This window comes from Baekduia sp. Peel2402 (assembly GCF_052567285.1).
In genome coordinates this window covers 1,984,304-2,001,199 of sequence record NZ_CP199582.1, presented here as the reverse complement: position 1 = coordinate 2,001,199, position 16,896 = coordinate 1,984,304, and the positions used below count along the sequence as shown (strand labels likewise).

Sequence of the window (16,896 nt, the reverse complement as noted above, 5' to 3'; positions counted from 1 at the left end):
GTCAGCGAGCCAGGGTAGGAGGCTCCACGGGGTCGGTCAGCTCCCACAGCAGCGTCGACCATCCGAAGTCGTGCGCGCCCATCCCGTAGCCGAGGCGCGCCTCGTAGTACTCGCGGAAGCCTTCTCGGGCGACGACGGCGTGCAGGCGCGCGGCGAGCGCGTCGGCCTCGGCGTCCAGGCCGAGGCGGCGCAGGCCCAGCGAGACGAACCACGCGCTGTTGACCCACGACGGCCCGCGCCAGTGGCGATGGCGGCCCCACCACGTCTCGCGCGAGGAGTAGGACGGGTCGTCGAGCGCGACCGCCGGCAGTGGGACCGCGCCGCTGAAGCCGGGCGCCCGCAGGACCTCGTCGACCAGGCGCTGGGCGATCGCGTCGGGCAGGTCGGGCAGCGCGAGCGGCGCCAGCGTGTCCCAGGTGCGGGGCCGTGCCTCCGGAGGCGTGGGGCGGACCGCGTTGACGACGTCGTCGGCGAAGCGCCCGCGCTTCTCGTCCCACAGCCGCTCGACCAGCGCGCCCGTGAGCGACTCCCGCCCGAGCGCCTGCTCGCTGAGCGACCACGCCACGTTGGTCAGGACCTCGCAGACGACCGGGTGGCCCGCGGCGCGCACGCGCCGCGCGTCGAAGCCCAGGCGCCGGTTCCGCGCGATCAACATGGGGAACAACGGACGGCCCTGCGCGACCCGCCCCCAGACGTGATCGAACTTCGGCGACGCGTCCATGCCCGACTCATCGGGCTGGATCAGCCACAGCAGCCCGTCGGCTTCCAGCGCGCGGTGCTCGCGCAGCCACGCGTGGTGGCGCTCGATGCGCGGGTCGAAAGCGGCCGGCGCGCCGGCGACCCACGCCCACGCCCACGCCAGCAGCGGCGGCTGGATCGTCGAGGTCATCAGGTCGGCGCGCGACGCGATGTTGTAGCGGATGGCTCGTTGCGCGTCGAGCGGGTGACCCCACAACACCGTGTGGCCGATGAAGCCGTCCTCGCGCGACGCGTTGAGCAGCGTCTCCAGCTCGGCCCGGGCGCCGGCCGGGTCAAAGCGCCGTCGCACGATCGCGTGGAAGCACGAGTCCCAGTACCACTGCCACGGATAGGAGCGCGGCGACGGCACCGAGAACGCGTAGCGGCGCCCGCGGTACTCGCCCTCGCGCCAGTTGCGCGTAAGCAGCGCGCGGGCTTCGGCGCCCGCGTCGAAGCTCACCCCTTCTTCTTGATGTACGGCTTGATCGTCAGCGTGGCGGTGAACGTCGTGACCCCGATCTTGGTGGAGATCTTGACCTTGACGCCCTTCTTGGCCGCGCTGCCCTTGCGCAGCGCCGCCTTCAGCTTGGCCGAGGCCTTGACCACCAGCTTGACGCGCCCGTTCGAAGGGACCGTAAAGGAGCCGCTGCCGCCGCTGGTCTTCTTGGTGCCGTAGGTCAGCTTGATCGTGCCGCGCGCGCGGGCGGGCGTCGCGCGGAAGGACAGCGTCGCGCGGCCGTTGCGGTCCAGCCGCAGGCTCTTGGCCAGGCCCTTCATGGTGGCCTTGGGGATGTTGAAGACGCCGCCGCCCGCGCCGCCCTGGTCGCCAGCGCCGCCGTCGGTCCCGCCGCCGCCGTCGGTCCCGCCGCCGCCTCCGCCACCGGCCCCGCCGTCGTCGCCACCACCATCGTCGTTGCCGCCGCGCCCGTTGTAGGGCGTCTCGGATCCGGCCACGAAGGCCTGGTCGGCACCGGCCGCGACGATGACCCCGCCGCGCAGCAGCACGACGCGCACGTGGTAGGTCGCGCCCGGCGTCAGGCCCGGCGTGCTGACCGTGAAGTCCGTCAACCCGCTGTTGGCCGCCAGGGCGACCGCGGGGGAGCGGAAGCCGTAGGCGGTGGTCGGGCCAAGCTCGAAGGCAGCGCTGGTGGCGCTCGCAGGGGTGGGCGGGCCAGGATCCACCCGCGCGCGGAACGTGGCGTCGTCGTCGATGAGGCCGGTCGGTGCGTCGGTGATCGCGCACGCCGGGGCGGCCGTGTCCAGCGACCAGGAGGTCAGCGTCCCGGCGTTCGCGGCGCGGGCGTCGGTGACCCGCAGCGTCCACGTGCCGAAGCGGTCCTCGCCGGCCAGGCGCGACAGTGGCTGGTTGGGCGCGTACATCCCGCCGACCGTCGTGTCGGTGCTAACGAGCTCCTGGATCGGCTTGGTCGCGTTGTCGTCGAAGACCAGCGGCGTCGAGGCCACCAAGTTGCCCGGCGAGTAGTTGGTGGACGTGCCGACCCCGGGGCGCTCGAGGAGGTCGACGGTCGTCCCCGACGGCGAGGTCAGCCAGGCGTGCAGATCGCCGACCCAACCGTGCGACGCGGCGAGCGTGAGGCGCAGGTGGCCGACACGGCCGTGGGTCGGGATGGCGATGGTCGACGTCAGGCCGCTGGCGGGCGCGTTGTCGGCGATCGGCGCGGCGGGGCTGTAGGCGCGCGTGCCGACGGTCGCCGAGCCGGTGCCGATCGGCAGGTTGTAGGGGATGGTCCGCGTGCCCTGGTCGGAGGTGACCTTCAGCGCGAGCGTGCCGACCGTCCCGCATTGGGCAGCGGCCGCGGCGCGCACGGCGAACGCGGCCGCGGCAGACGCGCCGGGGGCGAGCGTCCCGAGGTTGGCGGCGCCGGCCGGCACGGTGATCCCGGGCGTCCCGGAGGTCAGCGTCGCGCGGACGTTGGTCAGCGGCGCGGTGCCGGGGTTAGCGACCGGGATCGAGACCGGCGTGTCCTGCTCCAGCGTGAGCGCGGTCGCGCTCGGTGCGCCGCCCTCGGCGACCGGCGGGATGTCGAACGCCTCGTCGGCGTGGGTGGCGTTGGCAGACGTCACCGTCGCGCTGTAGCCCATGCCCCGCGCCGCGAAGACCGCCCAGATCTCGTCGTGGTGCGCGCCGCCCGCGGCGGTGTCGGCCGCGAGGATCGCGTTGCGCATGGCGAGGAACGTCGGCTGCTTGGGGGAGAGGCGCAGCGCGGAGGTGACCAGCGCGCGGGCGTCGTCGGCGCCGATCGCGTCGCGCAGGTCCCACAGCGTCTCGGCCCAGATCTCGCCGTCGGCGTGGACCTCGAAGAACGGGTTGTCGGTCGAGTAGCCCAGGACGCGCCCGAGGTCGCCGAACGTGTAGCCGCCGGAGCCCGCGATGGCCGTGCCCGGGCAGTGGGCGGGGTCGACGTCGCCGACTGGGCAGTCGAGGGCGTTGGTGCGGATGCCGGTGTCAGGGTCGTCGGCGACGTAGCCACCGACGATCACGTCGCCGGGCGAGTTCGTGTCGGTCACCAGGCCCTGGTGGTCCAGGAAGTCCATGGCGTAGAAGTCGCTCCAGCCCTCGCCCATCGCCTGGGACTGACGGGCGAGCAGGCCGTTGGCCTGGCCGTCGCCGCCGACCAACCTATTGGTCATGCCATGGGTGTACTCGTGGTAGACGAGCGTGGCGTCGTCGGCCCCGTTGACCGCCGGGTAGGGGGCCGAGAACAGGAACATCTGCATCTTGCCCTGCTGCCCGTCGGGCGGCGTGGAGAAGTTGGCGTTGTTGGTCCCGGCGTAGTCGTCGACCTCGGCGTTGACCGGGTCGCCGCCTTGGAAGTTGTAAGACGTGCTCGTGAAGCCGATCGGGGGCTGGGCGAGCCAGTCGTGGTAGGCGTTGACGTAGTAGAAGACCTGCGCGGCGACCTGGCGGACGTTCGCCGTGGCGGACGCGCCGGTGACGCCGTCCCAGCTGCAGAACGTGTCGAACACCGTCGGGCAGTGCTGGGCCGGGCTGGTGGCGGGGGTCGCGTGCGTGACCGTCGCGTTGTAGCTGCCCGCCGCCGGCGCGATCTCGCTGTCACCGCCGATGCCGTCGGGCGGCGAGCGGTCAGCGTAGGCGTGGGCGTTGGGCCCGCTGAGCTTGGTGACCGGGGAGGTGAGCCAGCCGGAGAGGTCGACGCTGTGGTCGGTGCCGTCGCCCGGGTGCAGCTCGTGGACGGTCGCGGGCATGGCGGCGAAGTCGGTCAGCGAGTGCCGGGTGAGGATCGCGCCCGAGGCGGCGTCGACGAGCACCTCGTAGACGTAGGGCGCCTCGCCGGAGACGGTGAGGCGCCAGGCGAGGCGGTCGCCGCCGGGGTCGGCGAGCGTGGTGAGCGCCGCGACGTCGTCGGTGCCGGGGAAGGTCGTGGTGCGCGCGGGGTCGGTGCCGACGTCGCCGGCGCGGCCGTCGGGCGTGACGCCGAGATCGCGCTGGGCGGCGGCGCGGGCGGCGGCGGGGCCGAGCGGTGGTTCGGTCGACGGTGGCTGGAGGTCGTGGACGGGCGCGCCGCCGACGGTCAGCAGGCGGCCATCGGCGGTGACCGACGCGGTCAGCGCGGAGTCGTAGGCGGAGACCCCGTCGTCGCGCTGGGCGAAGGCGAGGTGGGTGAGGCCGTCGGGCGCGGTCTCGCGGTTGGTCAGGCGCAGCGTGGTGAGGTCGGCGGCGTCGAGGCCGAAGGCGGCGGCGTTGGCGCGCACGTAGCTCAGCGCGACGTCGGCGGGATCGTCGTTCGACGGCGCGGTCAGGAAGCCGTCGGTGCGCACGACGCTGCGCAGCCCGCCCGTGACCGGGTCGGCGGTGACGGTGCCCTCGGTGCCCAAGCGCTTGGCGAGCGTCTCGCGCGCGTCGGCGACGGCGGCTGGCACGGTCGCGCGGTCACTCGCGCGGACGTCGAAGTCCGGCTTGGCGTCAGAGGCCGGAGCGGTGATCGCGTGGGCCGGGGCGGCAGCGAGCGACGCGGCCGTCGTTGCGACGGTCAGCGCGATTACCGCAAGCGTATGCCTGCCGTGCCTGCCCACCACCGCAGGTTGTATCGGCCCCAGAGCCCTATTGCCTGAGAGATGGCGTGCATGCACCGTTAAACCCGTCGCATCCTTCGCCAAGGCGTTCATCGTCGCCCACCGTCGGGCGCATCGGGTAGACCATGCCCCGATGGCCGACGACCCGATCGACCGCCTTTACGGCCTGCCGCTGGAGGAGTTCGTGGCCGCGCGGGACGCGCTGGCCAAGGAGCTGCGATCCGGCGGCGAGAAGGAGCGGGCCGCGGAGGTCAAGAAGCTCGCCAAGCCGACGCGCGCCGCGTGGGCGGTCAACCAGCTCGCGCGTACGCACGCCGAGGAGGTCAAGGCGCTCGTCGAGGCCGGCGCGGCGCTCTCCGGCGCCCAAGAGGCGCTGCTCGGCGGCGCGGAGCCGGCCGTGTTGCGGTCGGCAGCCGAGGCAGCGCGGGCGCTGGTCGACGCGCTCGCCGCCCAGACGCCCGTCGACGGCGCGACCAAGGACAAGGTCCGCGCGACGCTGCACGCCGCGACCGTCGACGACGAGGCGCGCGCCGAGGTCGCCAGCGGCCGCGTTCTCAAGGAGCGCGCGGCGTCGGGCTTCGGTGGCCTCGACGCGCTGGTCGCGTCCGCGACGCCGCCCGCCTCCGCGAGGAAGTCCGGCTCCGCGAAGCCGGCTGGGCCAGATCCGCGTGAGGTCCGGCGCCGGCGCGACGCGTTGCGGCGGGCCAACGAGGCCGAGGCCGAGGCGGAGTCGGCGCTGGACGGGGCGCGGCGGTCGCTCGAGCAGGTCGAGGCGACGATCACGGCGCGCAAGCGGGATCTGGCGCAGGCAGAGGCGGCGCTCAGCGAGGCGCGCGACCGCCGCGAGCGGGCCGAGCAGGCGGCCGCGGAGCTGGATCGGGGGTAAACGCCGGATCGACGGTCGCGCGCGCGTCGACGGTCGCGCCGTCCGGGATGGACGTGCCCGCCATCAGCGCCGCCGACGGCCCGATCCGCACGCCGTCGCCGACCACGACCGGCACCGCGCGCAGGCCCTGCGCGCGCACCGGCCGCTCGACGTCTCCCGCGACCGGCGACGTGTCGACCAGGACGACCTCGTCGCCGAACACGCAGCGCGCGCCGATCGACACCGACTGCTGGGCGGTGATCACGCACCGCTCGCCGAGCCACGAGCCCGCTCCGACGACGACCGTCGCGCCCGGCCCGACGTGGAACCGGCACCCATCACCGAGCACCACGCCGTCGCCCAGCTCCACCCGCCCGCCTTCGGCGACGTCGAACCGCACGCCGCGCCCGACCGCGACGTCCCGCCCCGCGACCACGCCCCGCTTGCGCGCCCGTCGCCGATCGCGCCAGCCCGCGCGCCGCGGCAGCGCGGAGGGCGGCGCGAGCGCGGCGTCAGAGGGCGAGGAGGAGCTCACGCCGAGATCGTCGCACGCGGCCGAGAACGACGAAGGGCGGCACCGGAGTGCCGCCCTTCGAAGCAACTTCTATGTCTTGCTTGGCGCCTAGGCCGCGACGCGGAGCGACTTGACGTCGCCGTCCGCCGCAAGGCGACGGAGCGCGCGCTCTTCGGCCTGACGGGCCTTGGAGGGCGGCATGCCGAGCCGGCGGGCAGCCTGGACGAGCGTGTGCTCGCCGTCGCCGCCGGTGCCGAAGCGCAGGTGGATGACCTCGCGCTCGTCCTCCGGAAGGCGGTTGACCGCCTCACGGAGCGCCGACGCCTCGGTCTCGCGCTCAACCTCTTCGTCGACGGTCTCACCGTCGGCGGGAAGCAGGGCGCCCAGCGCGGTCTCGCCGTCGTCGCCGACGGTCTGATCCAGCGAGGCCAGGGCACGGTCGCGCTCACGCAGCAGCGCGACCTCTTCGATGTCCAGCTCAGCGGCCGCGGCGACCTTCTCGTCGGTCGGCGGCTCGCCCAGCTCGGCGGTCAGCTCGCGCTCCACACGGGCGATACGGCGGGCCCGCTGCGACATGTGGGAGGGCAGACGGATCGTGCGACCCGTGTTGTCCAGCCCGCGCTGCAACGCCTGGCGGATCCAGATCGTCGCGTACGTGGAGAAGCGGTAGCCCTTGCGGTAGTCGAACTTCTCGACGGCGCGGATGAGGCCGAGCATGCCTTCCTGAACGAGGTCGTCCAGCGTCAGGCCTTGGCCGACGTAGTGGCGGGCGACCGACACGACGAGGCGCAGGTTCGAGTTGACCAGCAGATCCTTGGCCTCGAGATCGCCGCGCTCAATGCGCTGCGCGAGCTCGATTTCCATGGCCGGATCGAGGAGCTGGTACTGGCTCGCACGCCGCAGGAGCTGATCCAGCGGGGACGCGAGGACGTCGTTCGTAAACGTGGGGGTGAGGGTGGAGGGGCTCAACAAGGTCCTTTCCCGGGCAAAATCCCGATAACTACACTCGGAATTCTACGCCAGATTCGTTGCTTGTGCAACTGTGCAACGGGTCACAATCGCACGAGTTGCGGTGGGGAGTGGGGGGAGGAGTCGGGTGTCACCCGACAAGACGACACCGAAACCTTCCCAACCCCGGATGAAGCGCTCCTAAGGAGGAAGGTGGTGCCCTCTTCGGGCCACATTGATACGTCTCCTGCTCGTGGTCAAACGTTACGTTCAGCCCGTCTACGCTGGTGATCGCGCCACAGATGGCCGATCTGGCGCGTCGCCGCGTAGTGCAGGTCAGACCGCGGTCCGGACGCCGGCGGGGCGAGCTGCGCCGGGTCCCGGTCCAACTTCAGCGCCCGCGCCGCGCGCCGCGCGATCTCCAGTTGGCCGAGCGCCGTTGGGTGGACGGCGTCCGGGAACCACCAGCGCCAGCCGCCGAAGTCGTCGAGCGATACCACCGCGAACCCGTGCGATTGCGCCACATCGCGCACGATCGCGTTGAGGTCGGCGACCTTCGCGCCGGCCCGCGGCCGGCCGAGGTCGAGCGGCACGGTGGCGAGGCAGCGGCGCTCGGAGCGGGCGGCGACCGCGCTGCACAGGGTGTCGAGCGCGTGCGTGTAGCGATCCGCGTCCCAGTCGAGCGACCGCACGTCGTTGGTCCCGACCCCGACGCACGCGACCGCGTAGTCGTCTCGTATCCGAGACAGTTCGCGCGCCACGAGATCGGGCGCAGAAGCACCCGGTCGGGCTATTCGGTGAAACGGGAGGTCCAGCAACGCGGCGACCCACTCCGGCCACGCGCGGGGAGGAACACGATAGGACCCCTCCTCGGGCCCCGACATGATGGAGTCGCCCAGCGCGAGGACGGGCCCATCAGCGGCCAAGCCGCCCGGCATGCCTGACGGCGACGCCGGCGGATGGCCGCCGACGTCGTCAGGCACGCCCGGCTTCCTCGGTCGCGGCACGCAGGCGCGCGGCGTGCTTGGCCTTCAGCTGACCCCGCCGCAACGCGAACTTCCACGCGCCGCTCGCGGTCCCCGGCAGGTTCATCCGCGCCTCAGACCCCAGGCCCAGAACATCCTGGACTTGCAGCATCACCAGCGGCGCGACCGAGGACATCCACAACCGGATGAGCCCCCAGTCGATGTCGTCGTCGGCGAACCCGGCGGCGCGCAGCGCGGCCAGCGCCTCGTCGCGGCGCGCCGCTTCCAGCGTCGACCACCAGCCGTTCAGCGTGTCGGTGTCGTGCGTGCCGGTGTAGGCCACGACGTCGTCGCGGTGGTTCTCCAGGCGGTGCGGCCCGCGCGGGTCCTCGGGGTCGAAGGCGAACTGCAGGACGACCATCCCCGGGTAGCCCAACCCGCGCCGCAAGGCGGTGACCGGCGGCGTGATGACGCCCAAGTCCTCCGCGATGAACGCGCCGTAGGAGTCCCACCCGAGCTCGCGCCGCGCCGCGTTGAACACCGCGCGCCCTGGGCCGCGCCGCCAGACGCCACCGCGCGCGTCGCGATCGCCCGCCGGCACCGCCCAGTAGGCCACGAACCCGCGGAAGTGGTCGATGCGGGCCATGTCATACAACTCGAACACGCGCTCGAAGCGCGCCACCCACCACGCGTAGCCGCGCCGCTGCATGGCGGGCCAGTCGTAGATCGGGTTGCCCCAGCGCTGGCCGGCCGCCGTGAACGCGTCCGGCGGGACGCCCGCCACGACGCCATCGGCGAACAGCTCCGGCCACGCCTTCTGGTCATAGCCGCCGGGCGCGACATAGATCGGCACGTCTCCGATCAGACCGACGCCCCGGTCGGCGGCATAGGAGCGCAACGCGCCCCATTCCCGCTCGAAGCGCACCTGGTCGGCCCACATCCGCCGCGGGAGAGAACGCGCCCAGAACTCGTGCCGCGCGCCGAACGCGTCGATCTCCTCGCGCGTGACCTCCGCGTCCGGCTTCTCCAGGAAGCCGTCCCACGCCGCAAACGCCGACGACGCCTTGTACGGCGAGCCGTACCGGTCCGGCGGCCCTAGCGGCAGCATCTGCCACCACGACTGCCCGGCCTCGGCCAGCCAGTCCACGAACCGCCGCGCTTCACCGCCCAGCCGCCCGCCCGGCAGCGAGGTGAGGTGCAACTGGACGCCGCTCGACCGGCGGGAGAAAGGGTTCGTGCGTTCGGTCACTGGATTGTTGCGTTCGTCAGGCGTCATTCTGGGAAGAGTCGCCACTACGTGCCCGCTCGACCGATCGACCAACCAACCGAGACCCCCACACGCGTCGTGAAGCAGGACCCCGCCCCGCCCACCCGCGCTTCCCCCAAGCGCACCAAGCCCGCGGCCCCGCCGCGCATCGTGATCCTCGCCCCCGAGCCGCTGATCGACGGCGGCCGGTACGCGCCCAAGCGGACGGTCGGGGAGGAGGTCGCGATCAAGGCGACCATCTTCGCGGACGGCCACGACGTCCTGAAGGCCGTCGTCAAGGTCAAGGCGCCCAACAGCCGCAAGTGGGTCGAGCACCCGCTCGCCCACATCGACAAGGACGTGGCGGGCGACACCTACGCCGGCGGCTTCCCCGTCGAGGCGCTCGGCCGCCACCAATGGACGATCGAGGCCTGGATCGACGCCTTCGCCTCGTGGCGCGAGGAGCTGCGCCGCAAGGTCGACTTCGGCGAGACCGAGCTGGCCGGCGAGCTGTCGGAGGGCGTCCTGCTCCTGGACGCCGCCAAGGAGCGCGCCAAGGGCGGCGATCGCAAGATCATCAAGAACGCCCTGGAGACCCTCTCCGATCCTGAAGTCGATGAGCCGCTCAAGCACCAGGCCGCGCTCGATCCCGAGCTCGCCGCGGCGATCGACCGCTACCCCGACCGCTCGCAGTCCGCGACGCTCGACGAGCCGCTCGTCCTCGACGCCGACCCCGAGCGTGCGCGCTTCGGCTCCTGGTATGAGCTGTTCCCGCGCTCCTGGGGCGGCTTCAAGGGCACGGCAGAGGCGGTCCCGCAGATCGCCGCGCTCGGCTTCGACGTCCTCTACCTCACGCCGATCCACCCGATCGGCGTCACGAACCGCAAGGGCCCCAACAACACGCTGACGGCCGGACCCGAAGACCCCGGCTCGCCGTGGGCCATCGGCATGAAGGGCGTCGGCGGCCACGAGGCCGTCCACCCCGAGCTCGGCACGCTCGAGGACTTCGCCGACCTCGTCCGCACCGCCGACGAGCACGGCCTGCAGATCGCCATCGACTTCGCGATCCAATGCAGCGCCGACCACCCGTGGCTGACCGAGCACCCCGAGTGGTTTCACCGCCGCCCCGACGGGTCGCTCAAGTACGCCGAGAACCCGCCCAAGAAGTACCAGGACATCTACAACGTCAACTTCCAGTGCGAGGACTGGAAGGGCCTGTGGAACACGCTGCGCGACATCGTGCTGCTGTGGGTGCAGCGCGGCGTGAAGGTCTTCCGCGTGGACAACCCCCACACCAAGTCCTTCGCCTTCTGGGAGTGGATGATCGCCGAGGTCCGCGCCAAGCACCCGGACACGATCTTCCTGGCCGAGGCCTTCACCCGCCGCGCGGTGATGCGCACGCTGGCCAAGCTCGGCTTCAACCAGTCCTACACCTACTTCACGTGGCAGTACTCGCGCTGGGAGCTTGAGCAGTACGTGCAGGAGCTGGCCTACGAGACCGCTGACTACTACCGCCCCAACTTCTTCGCCAACACGCCGGACATCCTCACCGAGCAGCTCCAGCACGGCGGCCGCGCGATGTTCGAGGCGCGCCTCGTCCTGGCCGCCACGCTGAGCCCGACCTACGGGATCTACTCCGGCTATGAGTGGATCGAGCACACCGCGGTCAAGCCCGGCAGCGAGGAGTACCTGGACTCCGAGAAGTACGAGGCCAAGCAGCGCACGCTCGACGGCGCGCCGCTCAACGGCCTGATCCGCCTGCTCAACGAGGCCCGCGGCGCGCACCCCGCGCTGCAGCACCTGTCCAACATCACGTTCTTGGACACCCAGAACGACGGCCTCATCGCCTACATCAAGCAGACCGGCGACGACGCGGTCCTCGCCGTCGTCTGCCTCGATCCGCAATGGGCCCAGGAGGGCTCCGTTCACGTGCCCGACCACCTCGGCCTGCCCTGGGAGTTCCAGGTCCAGGACCTCCTCGACGGGAGCCGGTACGACTGGCACGTCGGCCCCAACTACGTCCGGCTCGCCCCTGGCGACCGCCAGGCGCACCTGTTCCGCGTGGTCCGGGGGTAGCGGTCATGGCCACCCAGGCACGCGAGACCCAGCACGACGACACGCCGACGCGCTTTGAGCAGTCCGAGGCCTCCGTCGCGTCCGAGGCCGAGAACCAGAACCTGCCCGTCAAGGCGGAGAAGGAGCTGCACGCCGCCGATCCGACGCACTGGTTCGAGCGCGACCCGCTGTGGTTCAAGCGCGCGTTGTTCTACGAGATCCACATGCGCGGCTTCTACGACGGCAACGACGACGGGTCGGGCGACTTCGTCGGGCTGACCGAGAAGCTCGACTACCTGCAGTGGCTCGGCGTCGACTGCATCTGGCTGCTGCCGATGTTCCCCAGCCCGCTGCGCGACGGCGGCTACGACATCGCCGACTTCTACGGGATCCACCCCGACTACGGCACGGTCGAGGACTTCGAGACCTTCATGTTGGCCGCGCACGAGCGCGGCATCCGCGTCATCGCCGACCTGGTGATGAACCACACGTCGTCTGACCACCAGTGGTTCCAGGACGCCCGCAACGCGCCGCCCGGCTCGCCCGAGCGCGACATGTACGTCTGGTCCGACACGGACGAGAAGTACAGCGAGGCCCGGATCATCTTCACCGACACCGAGACCTCCAACTGGACCTGGGACCCGGTCGCCGGCCAGTACTACTGGCACCGCTTCTTCTCCCACCAGCCCGACCTCAACTACGACAACCCGGTCGTCCACGAGCGGATGCTCGACGTCCTGCGCTTCTGGCTGGACCGCGGCCTGGATGGCTTCCGCCTGGACGCCGTGCCCTACCTCTACGAGCGCGAGGGCACCAACTGCGAGAACCTGGAGGAGACCCACGAGTTCCTGCGCAAGGTCCGCAAGACCGTCGACGAGGAGTACCCCGACCGCGTGCTGCTCGCCGAGGCCAACCAGTGGCCTGAGGACGTCGTCGAGTACTACGGCAAGGGCGACGGCGACGAGTGCCACATGGCCTTCCACTTCCCGGTCATGCCGCGCATGTTCATGTCCTTGCGCCGCGAGGACGCGACGCCGATGGCCGAGATCCTGGAGCGGACGCCCGCGATCCCGCGCACCGCGCAGTGGGGCTTGTTCCTGCGCAACCACGACGAGTTGACCTTGGAGATGGTCACCGACGAGGAGCGCGACTACATGTACGGGGAGTACGCCAAGGACCCGCGCATGAAGATCAACGTCGGCATCCGCCGGCGGCTGGCGCCCTTGCTCGACAACGGCCGCGACGAGATCGAGCTGATGACCGCGATCCTCTTCTCGCTTCCGGGCTCGCCGGTCCTCTACTACGGCGACGAGATCGCCATGGGCGACAACATCTACTTGGGTGACCGCGACGGCGTCCGCACGCCGATGCAGTGGACGGGCGACCGCAACGGCGGCTTCTCCCGTGCGGACTTCGCCCAGCTCTACGCGCCGCCGCTGATGGACCCCGTCTACGGCTTCCAGGCCGTCAACGTCGAGGCCCAGCTGCGCACGCCGACGTCGCTGCTGCGCTGGCTGCACCGCTTCATCGCATTGCGCAAGGAGCACCCGGTCTTCGGCCTGGGCGACTACGTCCCGCTGCCGACCGAGAACCCCAGGATCTTCGCCCACCTGCGCACCTACGCCGACGACGTGATCTTGTGCGTGCACAACGTCGCGCGCTCCGCGCAGGCCGTCGAGCTGGACTTGAGCGCCTACGAGGGCCGCTACCCGGTCGAGATGTTCGGCCGCTCGCGCTTCCCGCGCATCGGCGAGTTGTCCTACTTGCTCACGCTTGCCCCGCGCGGCTTCTTCTGGTTCGTGCTGGAGAAGCCCGCCGAGGAGATCGACGACGACCAGGAGGCCAGCTCATGAGCGCGTCCGCCGGCGCCCTGCGCCTGCCCGACGAGGAGGCGCTGCGCGACTTCGTCATCGCCCAGCGCTGGTTCGGCTCCAAGTCCAAGGAGGTCGCGCACTTCCGGTTGCTGGAGACGATCCCGCTGACCGAGCAGCCGCTCGGCCTGTCTGTGCTGGAGGTCGAGTTCCTGCCTGGCACACACGAGCTCTACCAGCTGCCGATCGGCGCGCGGCCGGAGGGCGACTGGACCGAGGGCGTGATCTGCGTCAACGACGCGATGGCGATCTACGACGCGATGGGCGATCCCGAGACCGCCCGTGCGCTCCTGCGCCTGATCGCCACCGACACCGAGATCGAGACCGCCAACGGCGTCGCGCAGTTCTGCACCGTGGAGGGTTCGACGCTCCCCGCCGAGATCGGCGACGTGCGCCCGATGGGCGCAGAGCAGTCCAACAGCTCGATCGTCATCGACGAGAAGCTGGTCCTCAAGGCCTACAGGAAGCTCGGCGCAGGTCCCAACCCCGAGCTCGAGATCCTGCGCTTCCTCACCGAGCGCGACTTCCCGCACATCGCCGCGCTGCGCGGTTGGTACGGCCACAGCGGCCGGCTGATCGACGCGACGCTCGGCATCGTCCAGGACTTCCTGGCCGGCGCGACCGACGGCTGGGACCTCGCGCTCGCCGACCTGCGCGAGGACCCGCAGCGGTTCGTCGCCCGGGCGCGGCTGCTCGGCGAGGTCACCGGCCGCCTGCACACGACGCTCGGCTCCGAGTCCCAGGACCCCGCATTCGCGCCCGAGGAGACGTCAGCCGAGGCGCTCGGCCTGCTGACCGCCACCGTCGACGAGGAGATCGAGCGCGTCTTCGTGGACCTCCCGGAGGCGGACGACCCGGACGCGCCCGACGTCCTGGCGCCGATCCGCGGCCGCGGCCAGGAGGTGCGCGACCAGCTCCAGCGGCTGACGCAGGTCGGCTCGGCCGGGCGCGTGATCCGCCACCACGGCGACTACCACCTCGGCCAGGTGATGCTGACCGCCGATGACGACTGGGTCGTGCTCGACTTCGAGGGCGAGCCCGCGCGCACGCTCGTCGAGCGCCGCCGCAAGCGCTCGCCGTTGCGCGACGTCGCCGGCATGCTGCGCTCGTTCGCCTACGCGGCGACCGCCTCGGAGCTGCTGCACGACGCGCCCGCGCCCGAGGGCTGGGAAGACGCCGTGCGTAGCGCTTACCTCGACGGGTACTTGGAAGAGACCGACCAGTCGCTGCTGCCGCCCGGACGGGCTGGCGTGGAGCGACTGCTGGCGGTCTTCGAACTTGAGAAGGCCGTGTACGAGCTGCGCTACGAGCTGGACAACCGGCCCGAATGGGTGAAGATCCCGGTGGCCGGGATCGCGCGGCTGCTCGAACCCGAGACGACGGAGCCGGAGGCATGAGCCGCACGATGCAGGACGAGCGCTTCACCAAGGCCTGGCAGCGGGACGCCGACGCGCTGGCGGCCGGCGAGCTGGCCGACCCACACGCGCTGCTGGGCGCGCACTCCGACGGCGACGGCGGCGCGATCGTCCGCGCCTGGCGCCCGGGCGCCGAGCAGGTCGTCATCAAGGTCGACAAGGGCATTGACTTCGGCGCCGAGCTGGTCCACCCGGCCGGCGTCTGGGCCGCGCACCTCGACGGCGCCAAGCCGCCGCTGCGCTACGAGATCGAGACCCGCTACCCGGACGGGCTGTCGGTGACCGAAGCCGACGCCTACAGCTTCCCGCCGACCGTCGGCGAGCTGGACATGCACCTGGCCGGCGAGGGCCGCCACGAGGAGATCTACGAGCGCCTCGGCGCGCACGAGCGCACGCTCAGCGGCGTCGCCGGCACCGCCTTTGCGGTCTGGGCCCCGGCGGCGCGCTCGGTCTCGGTCGTCGGCGACTTCAACTCGTGGGACGGCCGGCTGCACCCGATGCGCTCGCTCGGCTCGACCGGCATCTGGGAGCTGTTCCTGCCGGGCGTCGAGGCGGGCGCGCTGTACAAGTTCGAGCTGCGCACCCAAGGCGGCGCGCTGCGCGTGAAGACCGATCCGTACGCGCGGCAGGTCGAGATCTCCCCGAAGACCGCGGCGATCGTCACGCGCTCCGAGCACGAGTGGGACGACGCGGAGTGGATGGCCGAGCGCGGCCAGCAGATCCAGCACGAGCGCCCGATGTCGGTCTACGAGGTCCACCTCGGCTCCTGGCGGCGCGACCCGGACGACCCGGAGCGGCTGCTGTCCTACGCCGAGGTCGCCGACCAGCTCGCGGCCTACGTCAAGGACCTGGGCTTCACCCACGTCGAGCTGCTGCCGGTGATGGCGCACCCGTTCACGGGCTCTTGGGGCTACCAGGTGACCGGCTACTTCGCGCCCGACCCGCGGCTCGGTGGCCCGGACGACCTGAAGGCCTTCGTCGACCGCATGCACGAGCACGAGCTCGGCGTGCTGATGGACTGGGTGCCCGCGCACTTCCCGCGCGACGACTGGGCCCTGGCGCGCTTTGACGGCACCGCGCTCTACGAGCACGAGGACCCGCGCCGCGGCGCGCACCCGGAGTGGGGCACGTTGGTGTTCAACTTCGGGCGCAACGAGGTCAAGAACTTCCTGTTGTCCTCGGGCCTGTTCTGGTGCACGGAGTACCACGCCGACGGCCTGCGCGTGGACGCGGTCGCGTCGATGTTGTACTTGGACTACTCGCGCAAGGAGGGCGAGTGGATCCCCAACAAGCACGGCGGCCGCGAGGACCTCGAGGCGGTGGAGTTCCTCAAGGAGCTCAACGAGACGCTGCACGCCCGCGAGCCCGGGATCATCTCCGCGGCCGAGGAGTCGACGGCGTGGCCGGGCGTGTCGCGCCCGACCTACCTCGGCGGGCTGGGCTTCGGGTTCAAGTGGAACATGGGCTGGATGCACGACACCCTTAACTACTTCCAGCACGACCCGATCCACCGCCGCTACCACCACCACGAGCTGACGTTCTCGTTGATGTACGCCTTCAGCGAGAACTTCATCCTGCCGCTCTCCCACGACGAGGTCGTCCACGGCAAGGGCACGATCTACTCGCGGATGCCGGGCGACCACTGGCAGAAGCTCGCCAACGTCCGCGCGCTGTACGCCTACCAGTGGGCGCATCCGGGCAAGCAGCTGCTGTTCATGGGCCAGGAGTTCGCCCAGCCGCAGGAGTGGAACGCCGAGCGCTCGCTGGACTGGCACGTGCTCGAGGACGACCCGGAAGGGGACCCGCCCGCCCGCGGCGGGACCCACGTCGGCGTCCAGAACCTGGTGCGCGACCTCAACCACGCCTACACCGCCGAGCCGGCGCTGTGGCAGCGTGACGGCGATCCCGAGGGCTTCTACTGGATCGAGGCCAACGACGCCGAGAACTCGGTTGTGGCCTTCGCGCGTGTCGCGACCGACGGCCGCACGATGGTCTGCGTCATGAACCTCACGCCGATCCCGCGCGAGGGCTACCGCGTCGGCCTGCCGCACGGCGGCCGCTGGCGCGAGGTCGTTAACACCGACGCCACCCAGTACGGCGGCTCCGGCGTGGGCAACTTCGGCGGGGTGGAGGCCGAGGATCTGCCCTGGCACCACCAGCCGCACTCGGCCGCGATGACCCTGCCGCCGCTCGGCGTGCTGTGGTTCGTGCCCGAGGACTGAC

Annotated in this window: 11 protein-coding genes; 5 read left to right on the top strand and 6 right to left on the bottom strand. The window is 71.5% G+C overall.

Annotation, left to right across the window (positions count from 1 at the left end; translation table 11 throughout):
- Position 1 precedes the first annotated feature (1 nt).
- Positions 2 to 1,198, bottom strand: a complete 1,197-nt coding sequence (locus tag ACT01A_RS09725; RefSeq protein WP_445152047.1) for an MGH1-like glycoside hydrolase domain-containing protein — start codon at positions 1,196 to 1,198, stop codon at positions 2 to 4.
- Positions 1,195 to 4,794 (bottom strand): M36 family metallopeptidase, encoded by a 3,600-nt coding sequence (locus ACT01A_RS09720; RefSeq protein ID WP_445152046.1) that lies wholly within the window; start codon positions 4,792 to 4,794, stop codon positions 1,195 to 1,197. Before ACT01A_RS09720 ends, ACT01A_RS09725 begins: the two co-directional genes overlap by 4 nt.
- A gap of 133 nt (positions 4,795 to 4,927) precedes the next feature.
- Here ACT01A_RS09720 and ACT01A_RS09715 point away from each other — a divergent pair, with 133 nt between their 5' ends.
- A complete protein-coding gene (locus ACT01A_RS09715; RefSeq protein WP_445152045.1) occupies positions 4,928 to 5,680 on the top strand; it encodes a hypothetical protein in 753 nt (250 codons plus the stop codon).
- Here the strand turns inward: ACT01A_RS09715 and ACT01A_RS09710 are convergent.
- The 4 genes from ACT01A_RS09710 to ACT01A_RS09695 all read right to left on the bottom strand — a co-directional run bounded on the left by ACT01A_RS09710 (position 5,616) and on the right by ACT01A_RS09695 (position 9,335).
- Positions 5,616 to 6,194: an acyltransferase gene (locus ACT01A_RS09710; RefSeq protein ID WP_445152044.1), complete on the bottom strand. Its 579-nt coding sequence runs from the start codon at positions 6,192 to 6,194 to the stop codon at positions 5,616 to 5,618. The genes ACT01A_RS09715 and ACT01A_RS09710 overlap by 65 nt on opposite strands.
- A gap of 87 nt (positions 6,195 to 6,281) precedes the next feature.
- Positions 6,282 to 7,142, bottom strand: coding sequence for a sigma-70 family RNA polymerase sigma factor (locus ACT01A_RS09705; RefSeq protein WP_445152043.1), 861 nt, complete (start codon positions 7,140 to 7,142; stop codon positions 6,282 to 6,284).
- Positions 7,143 to 7,378: 236 nt separating this feature from the next.
- Complete coding sequence (locus ACT01A_RS09700; RefSeq protein ID WP_445152042.1) at positions 7,379 to 8,104, bottom strand: SGNH/GDSL hydrolase family protein; 726 nt, start codon at positions 8,102 to 8,104, stop codon at positions 7,379 to 7,381.
- A complete protein-coding gene (locus tag ACT01A_RS09695; RefSeq protein WP_445152041.1) occupies positions 8,097 to 9,335 on the bottom strand; it encodes a 4-alpha-glucanotransferase in 1,239 nt (412 codons plus the stop codon). Before ACT01A_RS09695 ends, ACT01A_RS09700 begins: the two co-directional genes overlap by 8 nt.
- Before the next feature lie 96 nt (positions 9,336 to 9,431).
- Between ACT01A_RS09695 and ACT01A_RS09690 the strand changes: the two genes are divergently transcribed.
- The 4 genes from ACT01A_RS09690 to glgB are packed head-to-tail and all read left to right on the top strand — an operon-like array spanning position 9,432 to position 16,895.
- Positions 9,432 to 11,408 (top strand): alpha-1,4-glucan--maltose-1-phosphate maltosyltransferase, encoded by a 1,977-nt coding sequence (locus ACT01A_RS09690; RefSeq protein ID WP_445152040.1) that lies wholly within the window; start codon positions 9,432 to 9,434, stop codon positions 11,406 to 11,408.
- Between the two features lie 5 nt (positions 11,409 to 11,413).
- The gene (treS, locus tag ACT01A_RS09685) at positions 11,414 to 13,240 is read left to right on the top strand and encodes a maltose alpha-D-glucosyltransferase (RefSeq protein ID WP_445152039.1); all 1,827 of its coding nucleotides are present in this window, start codon (positions 11,414 to 11,416) and stop codon (positions 13,238 to 13,240) included.
- Positions 13,237 to 14,655 carry a maltokinase N-terminal cap-like domain-containing protein gene (locus ACT01A_RS09680; protein ID WP_445152038.1) on the top strand — a complete coding sequence of 473 codons (1,419 nt, stop codon included), beginning with the start codon at positions 13,237 to 13,239 and terminating at the stop codon, positions 14,653 to 14,655. Before treS ends, ACT01A_RS09680 begins: the two co-directional genes overlap by 4 nt.
- Positions 14,652 to 16,895: a 1,4-alpha-glucan branching protein GlgB gene (glgB, locus tag ACT01A_RS09675; protein ID WP_445152037.1), complete on the top strand. Its 2,244-nt coding sequence runs from the start codon at positions 14,652 to 14,654 to the stop codon at positions 16,893 to 16,895. The genes ACT01A_RS09680 and glgB overlap by 4 nt, the downstream gene beginning before the upstream one ends.
- The last annotated feature ends 1 nt before the right edge of the window (position 16,896 follow it).